Origin of the sequence: Paenibacillus sp. FSL F4-0243 (assembly GCF_037963295.1) — a bacterium.
In the GTDB taxonomy this organism is placed as follows: Bacteria; Bacillota; Bacilli; order Paenibacillales; family Paenibacillaceae; genus Paenibacillus_AQ.
Map to the genome: position 1 here is coordinate 4,980,141 of NZ_CP150151.1, position 20,609 is coordinate 5,000,749.

Genomic DNA, 20,609 nt, shown 5'->3' on the forward strand with positions numbered 1-20,609 from the left:
TCTTTTTCTATTCGTACAGTGCATCCCTTAAACGAGTCGACATTGTGGAAGCCTGCCCAGTTTTCATTATTGCCCGCCGCAGCGCTTTATTGCTTCGATTCAATTCCACCAAATCTGCCATCATCTCTTCCAGCAAAGCCTCAGCCTCGATAGAAAGATTTCCATTCTGCTGAATCAGAGCTAACCGTTCCTTGTATTCGTCTATTTTTTCAGTCACACATATTACTTCCTTTCCAATCACATGATTCCTTTTATCATACCACATTCAATTCTATCGCAATGTTTTCACTGGATACAGCTGACACGAATATGATACTCTAATAAGGTCGCATTTTTAAGATTAGATAATTGGCTTATACGAAAGGATAGATGGAAGTGGCACAATTGTTTTTCAAATACGGAGCAATGAACAGCGGTAAATCTATTGAGATACTCAAGGTTGCGCATAATTATGAAGAGCAAGGGAAATCGGTGCTCATTTTCACTCCATCCATAGACGATCGGGACGAAGTTGGTTTTATCTCCTCCCGTATTGGGCTGCGGAAACAGGCCATACCCGTCGACGAGAATACCGATATTTATAATATCGTCAGCAGTAACCAGCCCAAACCCCACTGTGTACTAATTGATGAATGTCAATTTCTAAGCAAGGACTGCATTCTTCAGCTAGTACGGATTGTGGATGAACTAGGCATTCCCGTTATGGCATTTGGACTTAAAAATGATTTCCAGAACCAGCTATTTGAAGGCAGCAAATACATGCTGATTTACGCTGATAAAATCGAGGAAATGAAGACCATTTGCTGGTTCTGCGAGCGTAAAGCAACAATGGCTCTAAGAGTAGAAAATGGTAAGCCTGTATACAGCGGCAAGCAAATCCAAATTGGCGGCAATGAAGCCTACTATCCAGTGTGCCGTAAATGTCACAAGAATCCTCCACTATAAAATATACCCACAAAGTGAGGCTTTGCTTCGATACTTACTCAGGTACATTGCGGGGGAGCCCAAAATATATACCTTTAGCTAAAAAAGCATTCCGAAGCCGCAATGGCCTCAGGAATGCTTTTTTTAAAATAAAACTCGATTAAACCAGATATCTTTCTTTAAGGATATTCAAATGATGATGATCATGCCCAATCAATACGCACGCCACTGCTCTCGCGGAGATGGTTGCATTGTTAACCGTTCCCTTACGAGTCCATGCATCTTCCGGCAAAGTGTCCAACAGAGCTTGCGTTGACTCTCGGACAAGCTTGTAATGAGCCAGTAGTTTTTCTAGAGTGTGTGCTTCAAAATTTGCGGTAGGCACATAGTCCTTTTCATCAAAGCCCGCCAGCGGGATCTTATCTCCTCTTGCAACGCGCAACAAACGATAAGACATAATTCTTCCAGTATCCGCTAGATGGCCAACCATTTGCTTAATACTCCATTTATCAGGAGCGTAACGATGCTCTCCTTGTTCTTCCGTAAGGTTCGAAATAAAGCTACAAATCTCATCCGTCTGCGCTCTAAAAACAGTACAAATGTCCCCTTCAACTGGCACTAAATCGACATACTTTGATAATTCTTCAAGATACTCACTGCTTTCTGGACGTCGATCCATGTCTAAACCCCTCTCATTTTGAATTTTTTTGAAAAAATAGGAGGAAAATTATACTGTAGTTGTTGTATTTTAGTCCATTTTATACGATACTTGCAATAATAGGGTTAGTTAAACTAGAAGTCATCGGGAGTGTCGGCATGATAGATTTTATGCTTTTTATGATATTTTCAATACTAGAGACCTATGCAATGTTCTTTCTGGCTTTCAAAATTTTCAAAATTGACTTATATCATAAAGAGATGTTGTTTGCTAGTTTTATTATGGGCTTTTTTTCTTATACCCTTAGAATCAACTATGGGATAGCTTCATTAGATACTTTCTCACAATATGCACTAATGTTTTGTTTTATGTGGATGTTATTCCGGATTCATCCCTTCTACGCTTCCATATTAACCGGAATGGCTTATCAAGCTTACTCGGTGATTCAAACCATAATTATGTATCTATTAGACTCTGTAATCAACATGCCTCTAAATACTTCGGAACCGATTACAAAAAACATAATGACAATGCAGATATTATCAGCATTAGCCGCGGTTCTCATTGGTATGTATGTGGGTCATAAACGTATTGGATTTGACTTTGTACCTGACAAACCCGATGTAAGAATTAAACCAACGACTAGCGAAAAATTATTATTTGCTCTTAATCTTCCTACAGTAATTGTCGTTACTTTACTCACCTACTTTTTTGAATCTTTTTTCTCTTTCTTCATCCCAATTTTTTATGGAGTACTATTATGGGGATATCTATATTTCTCACACAAAAAGGATAGAAATAACTATGAGTCATTTAACTTTTAAAATTGTTGAGCTCATTAAGAAAAGTAATCCAGAGCAAACGCATTCCATTGAAATCATGCATTATGCCCTTAGCATTATTTTAAATACTTTATTCATTATTATAACTTCGTTATGCATCGGCGGGCTCACTGGACAGCTAAAGGAAACATTCTTAGCCTTATTTAGCTGCATGCTCCTAAGAATGTCTTCTGGTGGAGTGCATTTAAAATCCGCAAGGTCCTGCAATATTGTATCTATCTTTATCTGTTCACTGATCCCTCATATCACTTATCTAATACATAACCATATCCTTTGGATTAATCTTTTTTCTTTGCTTGTAATGATCTTATGTGCTCCAAATCCTGATGCTAATGCGCAAATCCCCAAAGAATGGTATTTGGGTTTAAAGATCATTTCCATAATTCTGGTTTCTTTGAATTTTTGGATCCATTCGTCTGTCATTGGATTGGCATTTTTAGTTCAATCCTTTACAGTTATAATTCCATTACAAAGGAGGCCAATCAAATGAAGAAAAATTTAGCTCGTTATGCTTCTAACCTATTAGGTATTTCTGCTGTTGTTTTTGCAACAATTCTGAAACCACTTGCTAACAGCCCTGAGATTCCAAAAGAACTGCGCAAGTAATCAAACAAGGATGGGGAAAAGATGCGTGTCTTACAGAAAGACGGTTCCTCTAGTGATATTCTAGAGGAAGATATATTGTATTTCTCCAATTATAAGAATACAATATTCGTCCATACGAAAGAAGGCGAATTTATTCTCCCCACCACGCTTTCCGATCTTTCCGTAGCGTATGAGGGTAAGGGATTCGAACGCCTTGACCGCAGCAACGTCGTTAATATCAACAACATAGAAGGCTATGATCCCGGACGCAAGATTGTATGCTTTAATCAAGGTAAGCAGTTCACTACCGTTTCGGAATCCAATGAACCTCGCCTAAAGAAGTACTTATCTACTCATAAGAAAGATTCTGATTAAAACAATCCCGACATGTACTGTACATGTCGGGATTGTTTTTGTTTATTAAAATTCAAAGTAAACCAATCCATTATCACACAAAATAGCTATTATGCCATAATTCCCCTAAGATGTAAAGAAAAATTCATAGGATGAATGACAGGAGACGGATTGTATTCCAAATGATACCATATATATAAATGTGTAATAAAAACAAATATATGATGGAGGAACCAAATGAATTACTATTTTCATCCCTCACCACGCCCCTCATCTCTTGAATCAATATCTGATGAAGAATTACTTAACATCTATAAATTAGCGCTTGAGGCACAAGCTTTACCAGATTTCATAGAGATTGTTAGAGAGATCTTAGACAGTAGAGATCTCATACAAACTGAAAAATCATAACATCCCCATACACAAATTAATTCGCAAATTATGACATAATTACATAACTTCCTATGGCTTCACTGCGAGTGTTCTCTAGATTGTCTTCATGTTAACATCATCAACATAAAGAAGGTAGAGCCTCCTGAAGGCCCTACCTTCTTTATGTTCAGTAAGGACTACTCCCTGAAATAGAGTAATCTTCTACTCCGTAATTTCCGTTTTAAATACATTTTCCAATTTTCCGCCAAGTCTTTTCTTCAAAGGAACTTTAATATCTCTACCCAGCTCTTTGAAAAATGTTTCTACATCGCATTTCACATTTTGTGCAGTCGCAATTACAGCGCCATCACCAACAATATTTTGATTCTCTTCAAGAGGAACATCAACTTCGATATCATACTTTTTGGATAATGTCTTGATGTATCGTGCGAAGATCTCCAGCAATTCCTCGTTATTAAAATTCTCTATAGCGACTTTTCCCTTGCTGGTAAACTTCATGTTAATTTTCATTATTAATATCCCCTTTTCTGTCAAACCATTTTTAGTTGTTAGTTTATGGATCAAGATGAATAGATGGCTGCAAGAAAGGGCAACATTATTCATTTTTGAGATCATTTATGAAACACACATTATTTATAAGCACCCTTTATCTGTTGTACTTTAAACTGCGTAAATTCTTTGAGCGCTTGTATGACCTGATCCTGTTCTTCTTCCTTCAGCTCATAAACGCACTCCCGTAACCACTCGCCAAATAGAAAGGCTTGACGCCCTTTCCGAGGGCTCTTTCTTAAGGAGTCGAGGCAACCCTCAAACTTATCGTTCAGGACGTCGGTAAGATTGTATTTCTCAATCTTCTCTATTACCATTCCTGCCCCATATTCCGTTTCATAAACTATGACTTCATTAGAATCAAAGGAAACGTAAGATGTTTCTTTACCTTCCTTTGCCCTGAATTCCTTAAGCTTGTTAAATGCCGTCTCATAAATGTAGTCCTGAGACTGTTTAAGCTGTGGCAGCTCATAACCATGCTTTAAGGTCTTGATATATTCAATATCTGGCATATAGTCTGCCAAATGATACATCCGATTCTTCAGATCTGTTCCAAGTGCTTCGATGATCTTGTCCAGATTGTCTTTTAGCGGAATACTCTCTCCACGCTCGATCTTGCTAAGCTGTGAGTAACTTATGCCGCTCTTTTCTTCCAGTCCTCTTAAGGTTAACCCTCTCGTCTTTCTGATGTGCCGAATGAAATTACCCAGCTCATCGGGATAGTTCTCAAAATCATTCATGGGAGTCACCTCCCTACTATCATAACACAACATAACAATTTGTGTTGGCTTATAACAATTAATACTAGTAATTACTTGCCTCTGAAGGGTGATTCTCAGTACTAAAAACCCAATATAATACTACATTTCCAAAAGATCGGAGAAGATTTGATACTTATCTGCCAGGCTCTGGATTGTAATCGTTGGTTGGGAATTACAGCGTATCGGACCGAGGAGATCTTATTAAGCTGATTTATGCCATTTCGCTCAGCAATCGGACTCAGATGCAACTGTTCATTAAAATATACTACGGTTCGGTGCAAAAATATGACAATAAGAGTTGTGATGTCCGAAAACTTGGAAAAAGTGACCAAAAAGTTGAAATCGTTGCAATACAGTCCATAATGATCCCAAACCATCTACTGTATGCAAACCATTGTGTGCTTCCAGCTAATCCAATTTGTTAAAAAAAAAGCCAGTCCCAACAACCTGGAACTGGCAATAATCGTTACTCCAAAACACTCAACAGATTGAGGATCATCTGTGCACTTTCGGCACGTGTGCCGTTTTGCTTCGGAGCAAATTGCGCTACAGCACGTCCCTGCATCAATCCAAGTCTGTACACCTCGCTGATAGCCTCTTGAGCCCATTGTGGTGCAGTGCCAATATCATTAAATGCTGAAACGTTAAGACTAGCTACAGATACGCTGTTATTGGCGTATGCATATGCACGAGCCAGCATCGCTGCCATCTCTTGACGAGAGATCTTGGCATCCGGTTCAAACAGTAAAGCGGTCTGACCGTTAACAATTCCAGCTTGTTTTGCTAACCCTACTGCTTCTGCATACCATTTATCAGCAGGTACATCAGTGAAACCAGCTACTGCTTGACCTTTTAAGCCAAGCGCACGGACTAACATCGCTGTAAACTCGGCACGTGTAACCGCACGGTTTGGATCAAAACGATCCACAGCTACCCCCTGTACAAGCTGTTTTGCCGCAAGCTGCTTCACAGCAAGGTAAGCCCAGTGATCCGGCTTCAGATCATTGAATGTTTTGTCATATTCTAATACAACATATTTACTAAAATGACTGACAGCAGCAGATAGATAACCATTCATCCATGTACTGCTCATATACTCCAACTTACCGGCATCATCCATAAAATAAATACCCAATAAACTTTGCTCTACAGTCGCACCGACCTTATATGAAATCGTGATCGGCTCTGCAAACTGTCTTAATGAGAAGGACTGGCCATTTTCTATGAGGATGCTGAGCGACCAATCTCGCAGATCACTTTTCGCTCTCAATTGTGCTCCAGCTAGTGTACCTGCACGATCTAACAGATCCACGGCTGTATTACTAGCTAACGTGTTCAACCGTAGTGAAATCGTACTCTTGGCAAGAGCCTCAGCTGAGATTAGCTTACTTAGTTCAGCCAGTACTGTAGCAGGAAGCGTAACGGATAAATCCTGCATAACCACTCTAAGCGGTGCGCGTCCAAGCAGCTCTGCAGCATTGCCTGGTAAAAGCAACTCCGTAACCGCTCCGTCAACAGAAACCACAACTTCACCTTGAGCATTCTTGTTCTCTGACAGTTGAGAGGCTGTTATGGTTACTACACCCGCTTGTGCAGATGCCGACGGAGTCGGTGTAGCAGTCGGCGTTGCTGTCACCGCAGGTCCCGGCACCCAGCCTCCTGGTGTTGGTGTTGGCTCTGGGCTTGGTGTTGGTTCCGGTGTTGGCTCTGGGCTTGGTGTCGGAGTCGTACCTGGCGTGCTCTCAGTCACTGTCAAAATATATTCAGTGCTGAACCCCTTATAAACAGCGCTGACTTTTGTTATACCAGCACTCAATGCGTGAAGCTCCCCATTCTCACTAATCATTGCAATGGAATGATCAGATGTATCATACCTTACGCCCTCGACCAATTCTTGCTTGCTTCCGTCACTATATACCGCCTGAACAACAACGGAGCCTTTATTTCCTTGTTCCAGCGAATCCGGCCCTTTTATCGTTATTTCTGTAAGAATAGGAGCCTCATCATTTGTTACCACGAGACTATACTCCGAGGCGAACTCCCTGTAGGTTACTGAGATCACAGTAGAGCCTTCCTGATGAGCCTCGACCAAGCCCTGTTCATTGATTGTAGCAATATGCTCATTCGAGCTGGAATAATGAAGTCCATCCAATATTGGGATTCGTTTACCGGATGCATAGACTGCTTCGGTGACTGTCTGGTCGACCTCTGCTGGTTTAAGTTGTCCTTTGCCCTGAAGCTTAATCGCTTGCAGCGCATCTACAGTTATCTTACTTTCCGCAAAAATATTCGGGTAACCTGCCACTGTGACTCTCACCTTAGCTGTCCCTGGTTTTAGCGCAGTAACCAAGCCATTTCCATCTACGGTAACTACTGATTCTGCCCTTTCAGGAACGATGGACCAAAGTTTTGTCAGATGATTAGCCTCATCCGGCACTACCTTAGCTTGCAATTGCAGACTAGCACCAGGCTCAAGCTCAACAGCTGTTTGATCCAGCGTGATGGATTTTGGAACAAAATTTCCGATCACTAAACGGTCAATTTCTACACCGTCTACCGTTCTTGCCGTAACCGTAATCTCGTTCTTCCCAATTTCAACAGCCGTATAGATTTGCTCATCTTCGTCATATATTTTTTCCTGCCAAAAACGTGGCGTCAGCGCATAGAACTTAGGACCGGAGGAACCGCCGATAACATATCGTGTGCCTTCGCCTTCTGCAACCTGTTTACCATCCTTCATCGGAAAAGTTCGCAAATAGATATGATCATGACCGTTCATCACTAAATCCACATTATGCTTATCAAACACCGGCACCCACTTTGCTTGCACCTGTTCATTCGAATAGATGCTGCCATAGGGCCCTTGATGGAAAAAAATCACCTTCCACTTTTTATCTGTAGCGGATAGATCCTGATCCAGCCACTCTGCCTGTTCAGTGAACGGAGCACCTGAATGCTCTGTATTCATAACCACAAAATGTGTATCCTGAATGTCAAAAGAATAATTCGTACCTTTTACGCTCGCCGCACCGTTTTGCGGGTTATTGAATTGCGCCAGGTAATCCCCATCGCCATTGGTTCCCATCACTTCATGGTTCCCAATAATCGGAACAAGCGTGGTATTCATCAGCTGCTTTTGGGCTGCATCAAACCACCAGTTCCACTGCTCTTGTTCAAAGCCTTTATCCACCATATCTCCAGCGTGGACCAGCATTTCAGCATCCGGCATATAGGCAAAAGCAGCCTCTATCGTATTGCCCCAAAGACCAAATCCCGCTTTAGAATCTGCTTGAGAATCTCCGATAAATAGGAATTTTGTAGAAGCGCTCTCCCCTCCGCTTGTAACGAAGGTTCCTTGCTCACTTACATTTGACTCCCCATCCCCCACACGATATACATATTCGGTTCCAGGGATAAGCCCTACTGCTTCCGCTTTATGAACTCGCATCGTTCCATCATTGTTGGTATTGTAAATTGAACTGTTGCCGGTAATTTTTGTTACATTCAGGGCTTGAAAGCTTGTGAACTCTGCTTTTTCCACAAGTTCTACTACAGTATTCACGGTTAGCGGTTCTGTCTGCCAAGTAAACTGGCGAGAAGTCGCTGCATCCTGGCCCATCGTAACATTAACATTACGCGGGGCAGCAGTACCGTCATATGGAGCAACCTTGAACGTCATTACAGGACTATAGGTATTTCCTTTTACTGCCTGCAATTTAAAAGTTCCTTCTGCTGAAGTGACAAGGCCAGTAGTAAGTGTCCCACTTCCCTCTGAAGTTGCGCCTTGTACCTCCAATCCGTCGAAAAGTAGTTTCGCACCTTCAACAACACTTCCATTCAGATCTTTTACCGCAAAAGACGCATCAAAGCCCTTCGCAAGATCATAATGGTTCCAAGTGAGCATCAACTGTGTCTTTACAACAGATTCAACAGCCGCTCCAATAAAAGAAATAGGAACCCCGGTACCTTCTGTCGAAGTTACAGATCCGGATGTATTTTCAATTACAAAAGGTTTGCTTGTATCCCCAGCGAGCTGCTCCTGAGTAAAGGGACCCACATAATCATTTCGAACCGTATATTGAATTTGTCCGATGAAATCCGTATCTCGTAGATTGGAGGAATTGATATTCGTTAGGTTAAGACACACAGTGCCCAAGGCTGGATCAATGATTGACTCCATTTGCGTTTCTGATACCTTATCCCCACGAATTACCTGCAAATCTTTAACTGCAGCCGGATTAAAAGCAAACGTAAGATTTCCTTGCTTCAGCTTGCTCGCTTTCTCTGCCGTTACGTCCAATGTGTAGGTGTTGCCGGCGTATACTACTTCTGGTGTTTTGTATACATAGAACGGAGAGCCCAAATTCACTGTAAAATACCATTCTTTTATCGTCTGGTTACCGCTCAAATCGCGAATGGCAACTTTTACTTTATGACGGCCTTCTGTAAGTGGAACCTTTGGTTTATAAGTGATCTGACCTTTTGGAGGATAAAAGCCATGCTCCACTATTTGATCGTCCACATATACTCGTGTTTTGTCCGGATCGATTAAGGTCGTTCCCGGATGCACCACTGGATCATAACCATCATCCTCACCATTGACGGAAAGGGTCGGTGTAGCTGTTTTGACAATCTCGTTCACGCCAGGATAGGCATCTTTAAGCACAGGAGGTGTTCTATCCTCCTCTATCGGACCATAAATGGCACGAATATCATCAACGTAAATTGCACCTGCGCTCTTGTTAAGATTGCTTGTCTCCATATAGCGGACAGGCATATCCATCGTTAACGGGGTGGTTTTTCCCTTAGGAACGGATACTTCGACGTATTTCCACCCCGTCCAGTTCACTCCATTCACCTGATCTGTAAAATCCACAGGCACTGCCGCATTATTGCCATCACGAATCTGTCCCCGCAGCCAGTGCTTTTTGCCATCTCCGTAGATCCACATACTGATTTTCTCAGGATACCCCGGAATCTGAATCCGATTGGCAGTTGAGCTTGCGGCTAAATAAGCACCCGATGTGCCTGTTTTATTAACAAAATCATATTCCAGCTTTAAGGCTTTATCCCCATTACGGACAAAATCCTGATCAGTCACTTCCTGAATCGCCACACTGTTAGCTGCTGCACTGGAGGCAATATATTTATCAATGCCATTCTCAAAATCCTCCAGCATTACAGGCGGTAACCCTACATTTACTTCAAAAGAGGTCTGGGCGTCCCCGTACTTAGCATAAATCTTCCCGTTCTTCCCATTTTCACTCGTCGCTTGAAACAGACCTTTCTCATCTACAGTTCCGATCTCGCCCTCTACCCGCCATTCAAAACTATGGTTGTCGGCTTGAATTACCTGTCCATTACGTAGCGCCTTCACAGTTAATTGCGCAGCAGCACCTGAAGAATAAGTTTTGATCTCATCAGGAAACCTAAGGTCTGTGAGCTTATCCACGACTTCGATTTCCCCACTGCCTTTGACTGCCCCCACCTCTACATTTACCGTTCCTGTGCCGGCAGTGGTTCCTGCGGTGAAGACTCCGTTCGCATCGACAGTACCAAGGTCAGCGTCCACCTGCCAATTCAAAGTACCCGAATAAGGTGCCGGATGGCCGTTCTCGTCCATTCCTGCTGCTTTGAACATAAAGCTGGAGCCTTGCAAAATACGTTCCGCATTCGGTTGCACAACTAGCTTAGAAGCTGATGATTGCTCTGGGGCTGTGTTGACGACCAGCAAACAGTTGCCGGTTTTACGTTCATAGCCATCAGAGCCCTGATTCATCATTTTGACACCAGATGCACCCGGCATTCTGGCCACAAAAGTAGAAGAGCCGCCACCATCCAGATTCATGGCGTTCACAACGCCCATATCCTTCAGAATGTAGCCAAGCTCATCCGTATCTACACCTTCGCTAAAACCTGGAGATCTTCCATCCACTTCGAATAGAACGAGACTTCCGTCCGCTTTTGTCCCAATGGCTGTACGTGGATGAATTCCTAAAGGCCCTACACCTTGTTGAACTACTCCGTCTTTTACCAGCGGCCCTTCGCCGCCAATAGCTACCTTCACATCATTCCATTCTCCACTAAGCGCAAAGGTCGCAGTAACGTTATCGCCAACCGATAACCCCTGCAGAACAGCACGAGACGTTCCGTTAGCAGACAAAACTACTTTTCCTTTGGTAAGCGGCGTATTGCCTTGATTGTTGCGAATCTCAGATACCTTCAGCTTCAAGGTCTGACCGCTCTTCACTTCTCCCTCGACAATATCTAGAACAACCTCGTCACCCTCATTGGTCGACTTTGTAGTTGTATTATAATCTTCCGTATAAAGAACCAGCTCATTCGTATTTCGATAACGGTTGATGCTGGTTAAATTAGTTGTTTTTCCATTAATCGTTACGTTCTTGGTCAGCTTCGGCACCCCATAAATCGAGCTGCCATCTTCTTTTAAACCGAAAGTAAACGCAGAAATCGAACTATTCAGGATTACACCATCATCCATAAATAATCCATTAGGAACACCCGTAGCAAAACCGGAGATTTCATAAAAATCACCGTTAATCCCTGCGATCACCCGGTTTCCAGGCGAATCCGCATAAGCGGCCATTTCTGTAACACCCTTCATACCGTATACCTTTCCATCCTTCGTACCTGCCTGCAGTTCTAAATGGCCTTGCCCTGGGTTGAACTCCACTGCATGAATCTTTTGTAAACCACGTTCATTCTGAAGATCCATCCAGGTGTACATCGCCCCAGGTGCGAGCTCTGTTTGACGTACATCAATAACGGTTCCGTAGTTTGTTGCTGGTAAATCAGAAATGGAAGCGTGAACAAATACTCCCGGCTGCAACAACGAAATCAACAAAATAAAAATAACTGCCACATTAATTTGCCTTAGATACCTTCTCACTGTGTTGACATCCTCCCCACTTGGCTGTCCTAATAACGATCTGAGCTTGGACAACATCATAGGGTTATAATAACTAGGAAGCGTAAAGGTTAGATAAAATTTACCAAGGCATACTGTTAACTTCTTCTAATCCCCTCCTCAAATTCATGTTTCAACCTGTTGATGAATCTTCTGACCGTTTTCGATCCTTGTTTAGAAGCTGAAACAATGGACCCCGGAGTATTACGATCTGGTGATCGTAGCTCGATCGTCTTCATGATCTTCTGAGAACCCTCAAATGTTTTTAGAAAAGAATAATCCATCCCAATCGTGATCGCGAGTCCTGACGCAACTGCATTATCAATGGCACGGGTGTTATTGCTTGTAAAAAGAATATTCATCGGCCCAACTTTCAGTAAAAAACGCTCCACAAAGTCCTGTATGTAATGATCATCGTATAAAACCAACGTCTGGCCTACTAACTGTTCGGGTGTAATTATTGTATTTAGAGCTAGTGGTGATTGAGGATGTACGCCTACAACAATCTTACCTTCCATTAATTCCTCGAATACGACTCCTTTATGTTTCTCTGATAAGCCCTCTGGCGAGACCATCAGTCCGATATCCATTTCATCCTGAAGCACATTATCCAGAATTTCTTTAGGTCCCTTTTCAAAAATCTCTATTTTCACATTTGGAAAATCCGCTTTAAAACCGGATATGACCTTCACGATTAGATGCATGGGTCCCGGAATCGTAGCAATCTTCAAATGACCACTAAGCGCATCGCTGTAGATCTGTGCTTCAGCTTTTAATTCATTTACTTTCATCAAGACTTCATTTGCTTTGCCGATAATGGCTTGTCCCTCTGCTGTGGGAACTGCTCGTTGGCCTCGCGAACGAATGAACAAAGTAACTCCAAGCTCCGCTTCCAGCAGTGTTATGGACTGGCTTATGGCAGACAGGGTGATATGACGATTCTGAGCAGCTTTGGTTAGTGAACCAATCTTTGCGACTTCTACGATATTCTCGCATTGCTCTAAATTCATTTGAATCACTCCCTAAGTTAATATTTACTTAACACCTATTAAATTTACTTAAATTTTAATTAATTTAGACAAGTGCTACAATGTAAATAAGTTAGTAAATAACCTTTTCACCTTATGAACCTATATTTCTAGTATAACTATATTTCTCGAGGAGGAGTCCCAAATGACAGACAAAAGAGTAGCCGTAATTACAGGTGGAGCCAGTGGAATCGGGAAACAAACCGCAATTAAATTTGCTAGTAAAGGTGATCAAGTGGTCGTTGCCGATTTCAATCAACAATTAGGTGAAGAAACGGTCGCACAGATTATCAAGGATGGTGGCGAAGCTATTTTCGTCAAAACGGATGTTTCAAAATACGAAGAGGTAGAAGCACTGGTTGAGAAAACCGTTGCCACATATGGCAGAATTGACGTTATGTTCAACAATGCCGGGATCGGCCGCGTCACTCCTGTACTAGATCAAGACCTTAAGGATTATCATAGTGTTATTAATGTCAATCAGCATGGTGTTGCCCACGGTATTATCGCAGCAGGTAAAAAAATGCGTGAGCTCGGCATCAAAGGGGTCATCATTAATACAGCTTCTGTATTTGGATTCCTAGCTTCCCCAGGTACATTCGCATATCACGCTTCCAAAGGTGCGGTCATTATGATGACTAAATCCGCAGCACTTGAAATGTCCGTTCATGGCATCCGCGTGCTTGCCGTTGCTCCAGGCGCTGTAGATACGCCAATTATCCAAGGATATAAAGATCAAGGAATGGTCGACCAGATGAAGAGCAAAGTAATGGGTAACAAATTAACATTGCCTGAACAAGTTGCAGACACTGTATACTTACTCTCCTTGCCAGAAGCTAGTGCAATTAACGGTAGTGTTGTAATGGCTGATGAAGGTTATGCTTCATTTAAATAAAAAATTTAAATCAAAAAATCCAAGGCTTCCCGAGCGGGATGTCCTTGGATTTTTTTGTATTACTCCCATGATCTCTGTTCATTGATTTCCAGCTTACGTTTAAATGCCTGCTCTAGATCAATATCCAGTTTATTGGCCAGATCAAAAATATTCCACACCACGTCGTACATCTCAAATCCCAAGTTTTCTTTCTTCTCTGCACCGGGGTCGAAGGATACGGATAGCACCTCTTTGGACAATTCCCCTACTTCAGTCATTAAGTACAGCATTCTCTGCTCAATGGAGCTCGTGTCAAAACCTTTGGTTTCACTGAACTTCTTCACATACTGTTGAAACTCAGATGTATTCATTTCGTTACGCCTCGCTTTTAGGGTATAAAGTTATGTAGTTTATAAAAACGATGTCATGCGATTAGCCTAGCTTATTCCTTTATTATCATCCATTTGTTCGAAGAAAACAAACTCTCCCGTCATTACAAAAAAACGATTCTTCAGATCATTGAAGAATCGCTAAGAAAATTTATTTACTTGTTGCTGTTTCAGCCACTATCTACGCCTATGTCGGACATTTCACTGCGCGTTAATCCGCAAGTGCACGGCCAATTTCATCGTCGAACGTGCCGCACCAGTAATGGCGAGACTCTTCATCATTATTCATTTATTATTCGCCGAGTTGCTCCTTGAGCTGCGCAATTTCTGTTTCCATGAAATCCACACGTTTATTCAACTCCGCGATATAGTTTCTTCGAGCCTCTTGGTCCGCTGCGCTTGTTCGGTCGGCCGCAGTAGTTTCCACCAGTTGGATGGCTTCTTTGAGAACTTGAACGCTTGATTCTGCTCCTGCTAATCTTTCCCGGAGTTTAGCCGCTGCAATACTTGCTTTTAGCGCTGCCTTCTCAGTCTCCTTACTCTCCAATATTATCGTTTTTCCTTCAACCGTCAACCCTGCTCCGGTCGCTTCGGACATCGTGCGCACAGGTACGTAGGCCGAGTTATTTACTACAATCGCATCTGCAATCTTCTTTCCGTCTTGTTTTATCGTATACATTCCGGAAACTTTAGCGCCAATTAAAGACGAGCTCGCTGCGAATCCTATTGAACCACCAAGTAACAACGCCGCTGCTACAATCCCTACTATTTTCTTCTTCATATCTACGAACCTCCTGAGCTTATTATTCTTCCAATTATAACCAATCAATTCATAACATGAAAGATATACTAAGAGACTCTGCCACAGCCAACTCAACTACTGACCATATGTAATCTAGCTATAAGAAGCCATCTGAGTAAGCTTGATCCTATTGTTCTAAGTTGTGTTTTTCGATTTCACGAACAACTTTATTTCGAAATGATTGATGTTAGTTGTAAACAATGTTACTCTATCAACGGTAAACTCAAAATCTTATGCTCCTCAATACCTCTATTAGTAGTCACTATTTTAGTTATAAAGAAAGGTAACACTATGATAAAAGTTGATAACTTATCCTTCGCATTCCCGCAAAAAGAGCTATATAAAAACATTTCATTTACGCTTGAAGAGGCACAACATTGCGCTTTTATAGGAACAAGTGGCAGTGGTAAAAGTACACTGATCGATATACTGATGGATCCAGAAAAATATTTGTTCGAAGGCAAGTTAGAAATTGACCCAACCTGCAAAATTGGATATGTAAGTCAGTTCTCACAAGTAGACAGAACTAAAGAAACAACCGTTTTTGAATATATAGGAGAAGAATTTATTAAGATACAAAATGAAATAACAGCTATTCTCACTGAAATGGAAACATCATCAGATATTGATTCATTACTCGAAAAGTATCAATTAGCTCTAGATGCCTTTGATTTAATGGATGGAAATGATTTTGAAAGCAATATTAATAAGAAACTAAATTTAGCCAACCTTTTGAAGCTAAAAGATGCTAGGGTATCCGATCTAAGTGGTGGGGAATTCAAGCTTATTCAAGTGATGAAGGAAATGCTGACTAATCCAGACTTAATGATTATGGATGAGCCCGATGTATTTTTAGATTTTGAAAACCTAAATGCACTTAAAAATCTTATTAATGCTCACAAAGGAATATTGCTAGTTGTTACGCATAACCGTTATCTATTGAATCATTGTTTTAACAAAATTATACACCTTGAAAACATGGAGATCCAAGAGTTCGATGGGCGATATATTGAGTATAACTTCTCATTACTTCAGACGAAAATTGAGTTACAAGAAATCGCAGTCGCTGAACAAGAAGAAATAGAGAGATACGATAACATTATTGATAATCTTAGAGCGATCGCAACCTATAATTCAGAAGCATCTAGAGGGAGAGCGTTAAAAGCTAGGGTTAAGTTTCAAGAAAGATTGGAAGCGCGAAAAATTAAAGCGCCATTCGTTGATATTAAGCAACCGAAAATCAGTTTTGGTGTGGACAATGAAATTGAAGAAGATATCACTGTTTTAAATGTGAATAATTATAGTGTTTCCTTTGATGAGTTGATTTTAGAAAATGTTAACTTTGAGATGAAACCTACAGATAAAGTAGCCCTTATCGGTCCAAACGGTACCGGGAAAACGACTTTACTCCGAGATATCTTTAAAAATAATCATGATTCAATTGAAATAAATGCTGATATTAAAGTGGCATATCTTTCTCAGCTTCAAGACGAAGTGCTAAAGGATTCTAATACCATACTAGAAGACTTCATCGATGCTGGGTTTGCAACTTATGACGAGATTAGAGCACATCTTTCAAACTATGGCTTTGAAGGAGAAATTCTTAATCAAAAGATAGAATCTTTATCTGGTGGCGAAAAAAATATACTGCAATTGGCAAAAGTTTCTGCTAGCAAAGCAAACTTATTGCTTCTTGATGAACCGACAAGCCATTTAGACACCTATACACAAATCGCACTGGAGAAAGCCATTGAAGACTATAAAGGTGCGATTCTCATGATTTCTCATGATTTCTATTCTGTAGTAAATGGTATGGATTATGTATTAATCATTGACGATAAGACGATTAGAAAAATGAGTATGCGAAAATTCAGAAAGATGATTTATGCCAGTCATTTTGATAAAGATTATTTAGAAAATGAACAAAATAAAAAAGCAGTTGAAATGAAAATAGAATTAGCTTTAAAAGACAATAATTTTGAACTTGCAAAAGGTATGGTTGACGAGCTAGAAGAGCTGATTAAGCTGCTTTAAACTACAACCCTCTGGTGGAAAAATGTCTATAAAAAAGACACTGATGAATAAGATCTCAGTGTCTTTTTACTGCATTGATTTGTTGATAGCTCTTGAAGCGGACAGTGGTTCACTTATCAAAATCTTACCCAACACATTTTTTTCCATAAAAATTTATTGGGGATCTCTATTTATAATACAACGCAAATAATAAACGCCATTCTATATCAACAGGCATTTTCAGAATCGTATTCATTTAATCAGTAATTTTTTTAAGCTCAAAAATAGTTGCCTCTGATAACAAGATAAGCCTATCGTTATTAACAACAAAAAAACTTAAAGGTATTCCAAGGTTTGTAGAAGGGTCACTTATATTTATTACTTTTACTACATCATTTATATTTAAGTCTGGGATATCTATTTTATATAATCTATAAAAAGAGTCAGAGTTATAACATGTCGCTGTAATCTCATATAATGGTTTTTTTAGTTCATATTGATAAACACTATAGTTTTTAAGTCCTTTTGATGAAAAAAAGTCTTTTTTGATGATAATTTCATCTCCAATAAATTTTTGCCCTGTTGGATATTCAGAAGCATCATTATATGAATTTGCAAATCCTAAAAGCTTCTCAACTTTCCAAGTTCCATAGAAATATTTTTCAGTTTCACTATTCAAATTTATACTTTCTTGAGCACAATATACGGATGTGTTTTTTGGAATAATCGACTCATCTGTTTCAGGTTTAGGCTCACTAGAAGTATTTGGATTTGATGTCATTTCAACATTTCCACAAGCCGATGTTAGCATCAACATTATCATAATACAAACCAATAATATTTTTTTCATATTTCACACTCCCACTATTTTTTCAAGTTCATATGTCTCCTTTTAGATAAAATATTTGTTTTATCAGATGCTAAATTGTTCCATTAGATAATCTCTATAATCAACTCTATTGAAGAAAGTTAACTGTTCATCTGCTTCTAATTCATTTTACACAAGATGTGTTATAAGATATTCCCTGCGAAGTACAGTACAACATAAAATTATCAATCTGAAATTAAAAATCAGTCATAAACAAACACTCCTCCATTGGATTTACCAACCCAATAAAGGAGTGAAATTTATACATATACAAATAAGAAATTGATTGGCTTTAAATTACCCAAAAAGAAGTTTATAGGCAAAATCGTTTTAGCCTAAACACCTACCAACAACCCTTAATCCCTTACCACGCACTGCCCCTAACCCTTTCAACTAACCTTATGCTCAATCCGCAGCTTGTCTGCTACCATGGCAATAAATTCCGAGTTAGTAGGCTTAGATTTGGAGATATTAATCGTGTAGCCGAATAAATGGCTGATGGAGTCGATGTTGCCACGGGTCCAAGCCACTTCAATCGCATGGCGAATGGCACGTTCAACGCGTGAAGGCGTGGTCTTAAATTTCTCTGCTATGGCTGGATAGAGTGTTTTTGTAATCGCACCAAGGATCTCGATATTGTTATATACCATGGTGATCGCTTCGCGCAGGTACTGATAGCCCTTGATATGTGCTGGAACACCGATTTCATGGATGATCGAGGTAATGTTAGCATCAAGATTCTTGCCCTTCGTAAGCGGCACTACATTCGATCTGGACGTCGACGAATAGTTGTACATGTTAGAGGATGAGCTCATGCTGCCTTGGACCCCTACAAGCTGACGTACACGATTTGCCAGGACCTCCATATCGAACGGTTTCAAAATATAATAGGATGCACCAAGCTGTACAGCTCTTTGAGTGATGTTCTCCTGACCAAAAGCGGTCAGCATGATGATCTTCGGTTGAGGATTCAGATCCATATCACGCAGACGTTCCAAGACACCCAGACCGTCTAAATGTGGCATGATGATATCAAGAATAAGGACATCGGGAACTTTGCGTGCTTCGCTTAGCATTTGAAGCACTTCTTCACCATTGTAGGCGATACCCGTTACCGTCATATCTTCTTGTTCAGAAATGTATTCGGAAAGCAAATTCGTAAACTCCCTGTTATCATCGGCCAACAACACTTCAATATTCTGCACTGGCTGCTTCCTCCTTAATTATATCTGCTATTCGAAAATAACATTTTTTTCTTGTCTCTTAACATTTTCGACATGGAGATTGAATTCCCTTCTGTCGAAAATTATTTTTCTTTATTTTTTTTCTGGCATGGATTATAATTAAATATTTTATTTCAAAGTTCGATGATCTTCGTATTCCTTCGACAAAAAAATCTTAAGGCTAAACCGCCTTAAGATTTAATGGATACCTATTCTCCTGTAGGGTTACACCAGAATCCTTAAGCATCCATTCGATGAAGCAACCGTAACCGGACTTAGGATCATTTACAAACACATGAGTTACAGCGCCGATGAGCCGTCCATTTTGAACGATTGGACTTCCGCTCATCCCCTGAACGATACCACCTGTCTTATCGATCAGTCGCGGATCTGTGATACGAATGACCATACCCTTTGTCGCCGGCGTCTGCTGATGTGCCACATGAATGATCTCAACCTTAAATCGTTCTACCTGCTGCCCATCTACAACGGTAAGAATTTCAGCTGGACCTTCCTTGACTTGATTGCTCATTGCCACAGGAATAGGTTCTTTATAAAGACTATGCTCGGGATTACGACTCATTTTACCGAAGATGCCAAAATCCGTGTTACTCTCCACATTACCAAGCACTTGGCTTTCTTTTAAGAAATGGGCTCGTTTCTCACCCGGATCGCCATCCTGGCTTTTAGAAATCGAAGTTACACTGGACTGAACAATATGACCGCTGCCAACAACAATTGGTGTTCCTGTATTCATGTCCGTAATCACATGTCCTAAAGCTCCATAAACCCCCTGTTTCGGGGCATAAAAAGTTAACGTGCCGACACCCGCTGCAGAATCTCGAATGTACAGGCCTAACCTCCAGACTTTGTCATTAATATCATACGCAGGTTTCAGCTTGGCTGTATGCTCTTTCCCAGCGCGTTTAAAGACAATCGTCAGAGAATTATTCGCTTTTCCAGCACGATCCACAAGCTTGGCCACCTTAGATAACTCGTCCAACTTCTCTCCATCAATGGAGATCATCAAATCACCTGGCACCAAACCGCTGACCTCACCTGGGGAAAGCTTGGATTTCTCGGATACTTCAATCAGATGATGTCCAACAACCAGAACACCTGCTGATTTCACCTTTACTCCGATCGTTTGACCTCCCGGGATCACCTTCAGTTCCGGTTTCATTCCATGCGCAGTCACCTTGGCAGGTTCACTGTTCAGTGGTGCGGCAAAACTTTGGTGGGTTCCCGTTATGCCCGATAAACTAAGAAAGAAGGCAAATAAAAGGCCTGGCATTAACTTCCTGAGGTTAGGCTTCAATGGCTGTCACGCTCCCTTTTGCTTCTTTCGCTTGACGAAAAAGGTGGTCGCCAATTGCGTACCTATAAGATAACCTTGCCCCCAGGCTTTTATTACTGTC

Annotated in this window: 18 protein-coding genes; 7 read left to right on the top strand and 11 right to left on the bottom strand. The window is 40.9% G+C overall.

Annotated features, from left to right (window positions below):
• Positions 1 to 7: 7 nt before the first annotated feature.
• Entirely contained in the window at positions 8 to 217 is a 210-nt protein-coding gene (locus NSS87_RS22260; protein WP_042129770.1) for a hypothetical protein, read from the bottom strand.
• Between the two features lie 158 nt (positions 218 to 375).
• Between NSS87_RS22260 and NSS87_RS22265 the strand changes: the two genes are divergently transcribed.
• Positions 376 to 945: a thymidine kinase gene (locus NSS87_RS22265; RefSeq protein WP_042129772.1), complete on the top strand. Its 570-nt coding sequence runs from the start codon at positions 376 to 378 to the stop codon at positions 943 to 945.
• 139 nt (positions 946 to 1,084) lie between these two features.
• Here NSS87_RS22265 and NSS87_RS22270 read toward each other — a convergent pair whose 3' ends face one another.
• Positions 1,085 to 1,603, bottom strand: a complete 519-nt coding sequence (locus NSS87_RS22270; protein WP_042190399.1) for a DinB family protein — start codon at positions 1,601 to 1,603, stop codon at positions 1,085 to 1,087.
• Positions 1,604 to 1,740: 137 nt separating this feature from the next.
• Between NSS87_RS22270 and NSS87_RS22275 the strand changes: the two genes are divergently transcribed.
• The 4 genes from NSS87_RS22275 (at position 1,741) to sda (ending at position 3,774) form a co-directional block, all read left to right on the top strand.
• Positions 1,741 to 2,406 (top strand): hypothetical protein, encoded by a 666-nt coding sequence (locus NSS87_RS22275; protein ID WP_143764067.1) that lies wholly within the window; start codon positions 1,741 to 1,743, stop codon positions 2,404 to 2,406.
• Between the two features lie 504 nt (positions 2,407 to 2,910).
• The gene (locus tag NSS87_RS22280; RefSeq protein ID WP_143764066.1) at positions 2,911 to 3,030 is read left to right on the top strand and encodes a cyclic lactone autoinducer peptide; all 120 of its coding nucleotides are present in this window, start codon (positions 2,911 to 2,913) and stop codon (positions 3,028 to 3,030) included.
• A 21-nt stretch (positions 3,031 to 3,051) separates the two neighbouring features.
• A complete protein-coding gene (locus tag NSS87_RS22285; RefSeq protein WP_042190411.1) occupies positions 3,052 to 3,384 on the top strand; it encodes a LytTR family DNA-binding domain-containing protein in 333 nt (110 codons plus the stop codon).
• Positions 3,385 to 3,600: 216 nt separating this feature from the next.
• A complete protein-coding gene (gene sda, locus NSS87_RS22290) occupies positions 3,601 to 3,774 on the top strand; it encodes a sporulation histidine kinase inhibitor Sda (protein ID WP_081382883.1) in 174 nt (57 codons plus the stop codon).
• Between the two features lie 183 nt (positions 3,775 to 3,957).
• Here sda and NSS87_RS22295 read toward each other — a convergent pair whose 3' ends face one another.
• The 4 genes from NSS87_RS22295 to NSS87_RS22310 form a co-directional block, all read right to left on the bottom strand.
• Positions 3,958 to 4,266 carry a hypothetical protein gene (locus NSS87_RS22295; RefSeq protein WP_042190413.1) on the bottom strand — a complete coding sequence of 103 codons (309 nt, stop codon included), beginning with the start codon at positions 4,264 to 4,266 and terminating at the stop codon, positions 3,958 to 3,960.
• Positions 4,267 to 4,385: 119 nt separating this feature from the next.
• Positions 4,386 to 5,045 carry a helix-turn-helix transcriptional regulator gene (locus NSS87_RS22300; protein WP_042190416.1) on the bottom strand — a complete coding sequence of 220 codons (660 nt, stop codon included), beginning with the start codon at positions 5,043 to 5,045 and terminating at the stop codon, positions 4,386 to 4,388.
• Positions 5,046 to 5,532: 487 nt separating this feature from the next.
• Positions 5,533 to 11,976 (bottom strand): phosphodiester glycosidase family protein, encoded by a 6,444-nt coding sequence (locus NSS87_RS22305; RefSeq protein WP_339242839.1) that lies wholly within the window; start codon positions 11,974 to 11,976, stop codon positions 5,533 to 5,535.
• A 116-nt stretch (positions 11,977 to 12,092) separates the two neighbouring features.
• Entirely contained in the window at positions 12,093 to 13,004 is a 912-nt protein-coding gene (locus tag NSS87_RS22310; protein ID WP_339242841.1) for a LysR family transcriptional regulator, read from the bottom strand.
• A gap of 163 nt (positions 13,005 to 13,167) precedes the next feature.
• Here NSS87_RS22310 and NSS87_RS22315 point away from each other — a divergent pair, with 163 nt between their 5' ends.
• Positions 13,168 to 13,917 (top strand): SDR family oxidoreductase, encoded by a 750-nt coding sequence (locus tag NSS87_RS22315; RefSeq protein WP_042190424.1) that lies wholly within the window; start codon positions 13,168 to 13,170, stop codon positions 13,915 to 13,917.
• A 59-nt stretch (positions 13,918 to 13,976) separates the two neighbouring features.
• Here NSS87_RS22315 and NSS87_RS22320 read toward each other — a convergent pair whose 3' ends face one another.
• Both NSS87_RS22320 and NSS87_RS22325 read right to left on the bottom strand, forming a co-directional pair.
• Entirely contained in the window at positions 13,977 to 14,267 is a 291-nt protein-coding gene (locus NSS87_RS22320; protein WP_042190426.1) for a MazG nucleotide pyrophosphohydrolase domain-containing protein, read from the bottom strand.
• A gap of 310 nt (positions 14,268 to 14,577) precedes the next feature.
• The gene (locus tag NSS87_RS22325; RefSeq protein WP_339242844.1) at positions 14,578 to 15,066 is read right to left on the bottom strand and encodes a hypothetical protein; all 489 of its coding nucleotides are present in this window, start codon (positions 15,064 to 15,066) and stop codon (positions 14,578 to 14,580) included.
• A 312-nt stretch (positions 15,067 to 15,378) separates the two neighbouring features.
• Here NSS87_RS22325 and NSS87_RS22330 point away from each other — a divergent pair, with 312 nt between their 5' ends.
• Positions 15,379 to 17,121 carry an ATP-binding cassette domain-containing protein gene (locus NSS87_RS22330; RefSeq protein ID WP_339242846.1) on the top strand — a complete coding sequence of 581 codons (1,743 nt, stop codon included), beginning with the start codon at positions 15,379 to 15,381 and terminating at the stop codon, positions 17,119 to 17,121.
• A gap of 235 nt (positions 17,122 to 17,356) precedes the next feature.
• On the opposite strand, the gene NSS87_RS22335 is transcribed toward NSS87_RS22330, so the two are convergent.
• The 3 genes from NSS87_RS22335 to spoIVB form a co-directional block, all read right to left on the bottom strand.
• On the bottom strand, positions 17,357 to 17,950 hold the full coding sequence (locus NSS87_RS22335; protein ID WP_339242848.1) for a hypothetical protein: 594 nt from the start codon (positions 17,948 to 17,950) through the stop codon (positions 17,357 to 17,359).
• Between the two features lie 407 nt (positions 17,951 to 18,357).
• Positions 18,358 to 19,173, bottom strand: a complete 816-nt coding sequence (gene spo0A, locus NSS87_RS22340) for a sporulation transcription factor Spo0A (RefSeq protein ID WP_042129795.1) — start codon at positions 19,171 to 19,173, stop codon at positions 18,358 to 18,360.
• Positions 19,174 to 19,372: 199 nt separating this feature from the next.
• A complete protein-coding gene (gene spoIVB / locus NSS87_RS22345) occupies positions 19,373 to 20,509 on the bottom strand; it encodes a SpoIVB peptidase (protein WP_076284487.1) in 1,137 nt (378 codons plus the stop codon).
• Positions 20,510 to 20,609 lie beyond the last annotated feature (100 nt).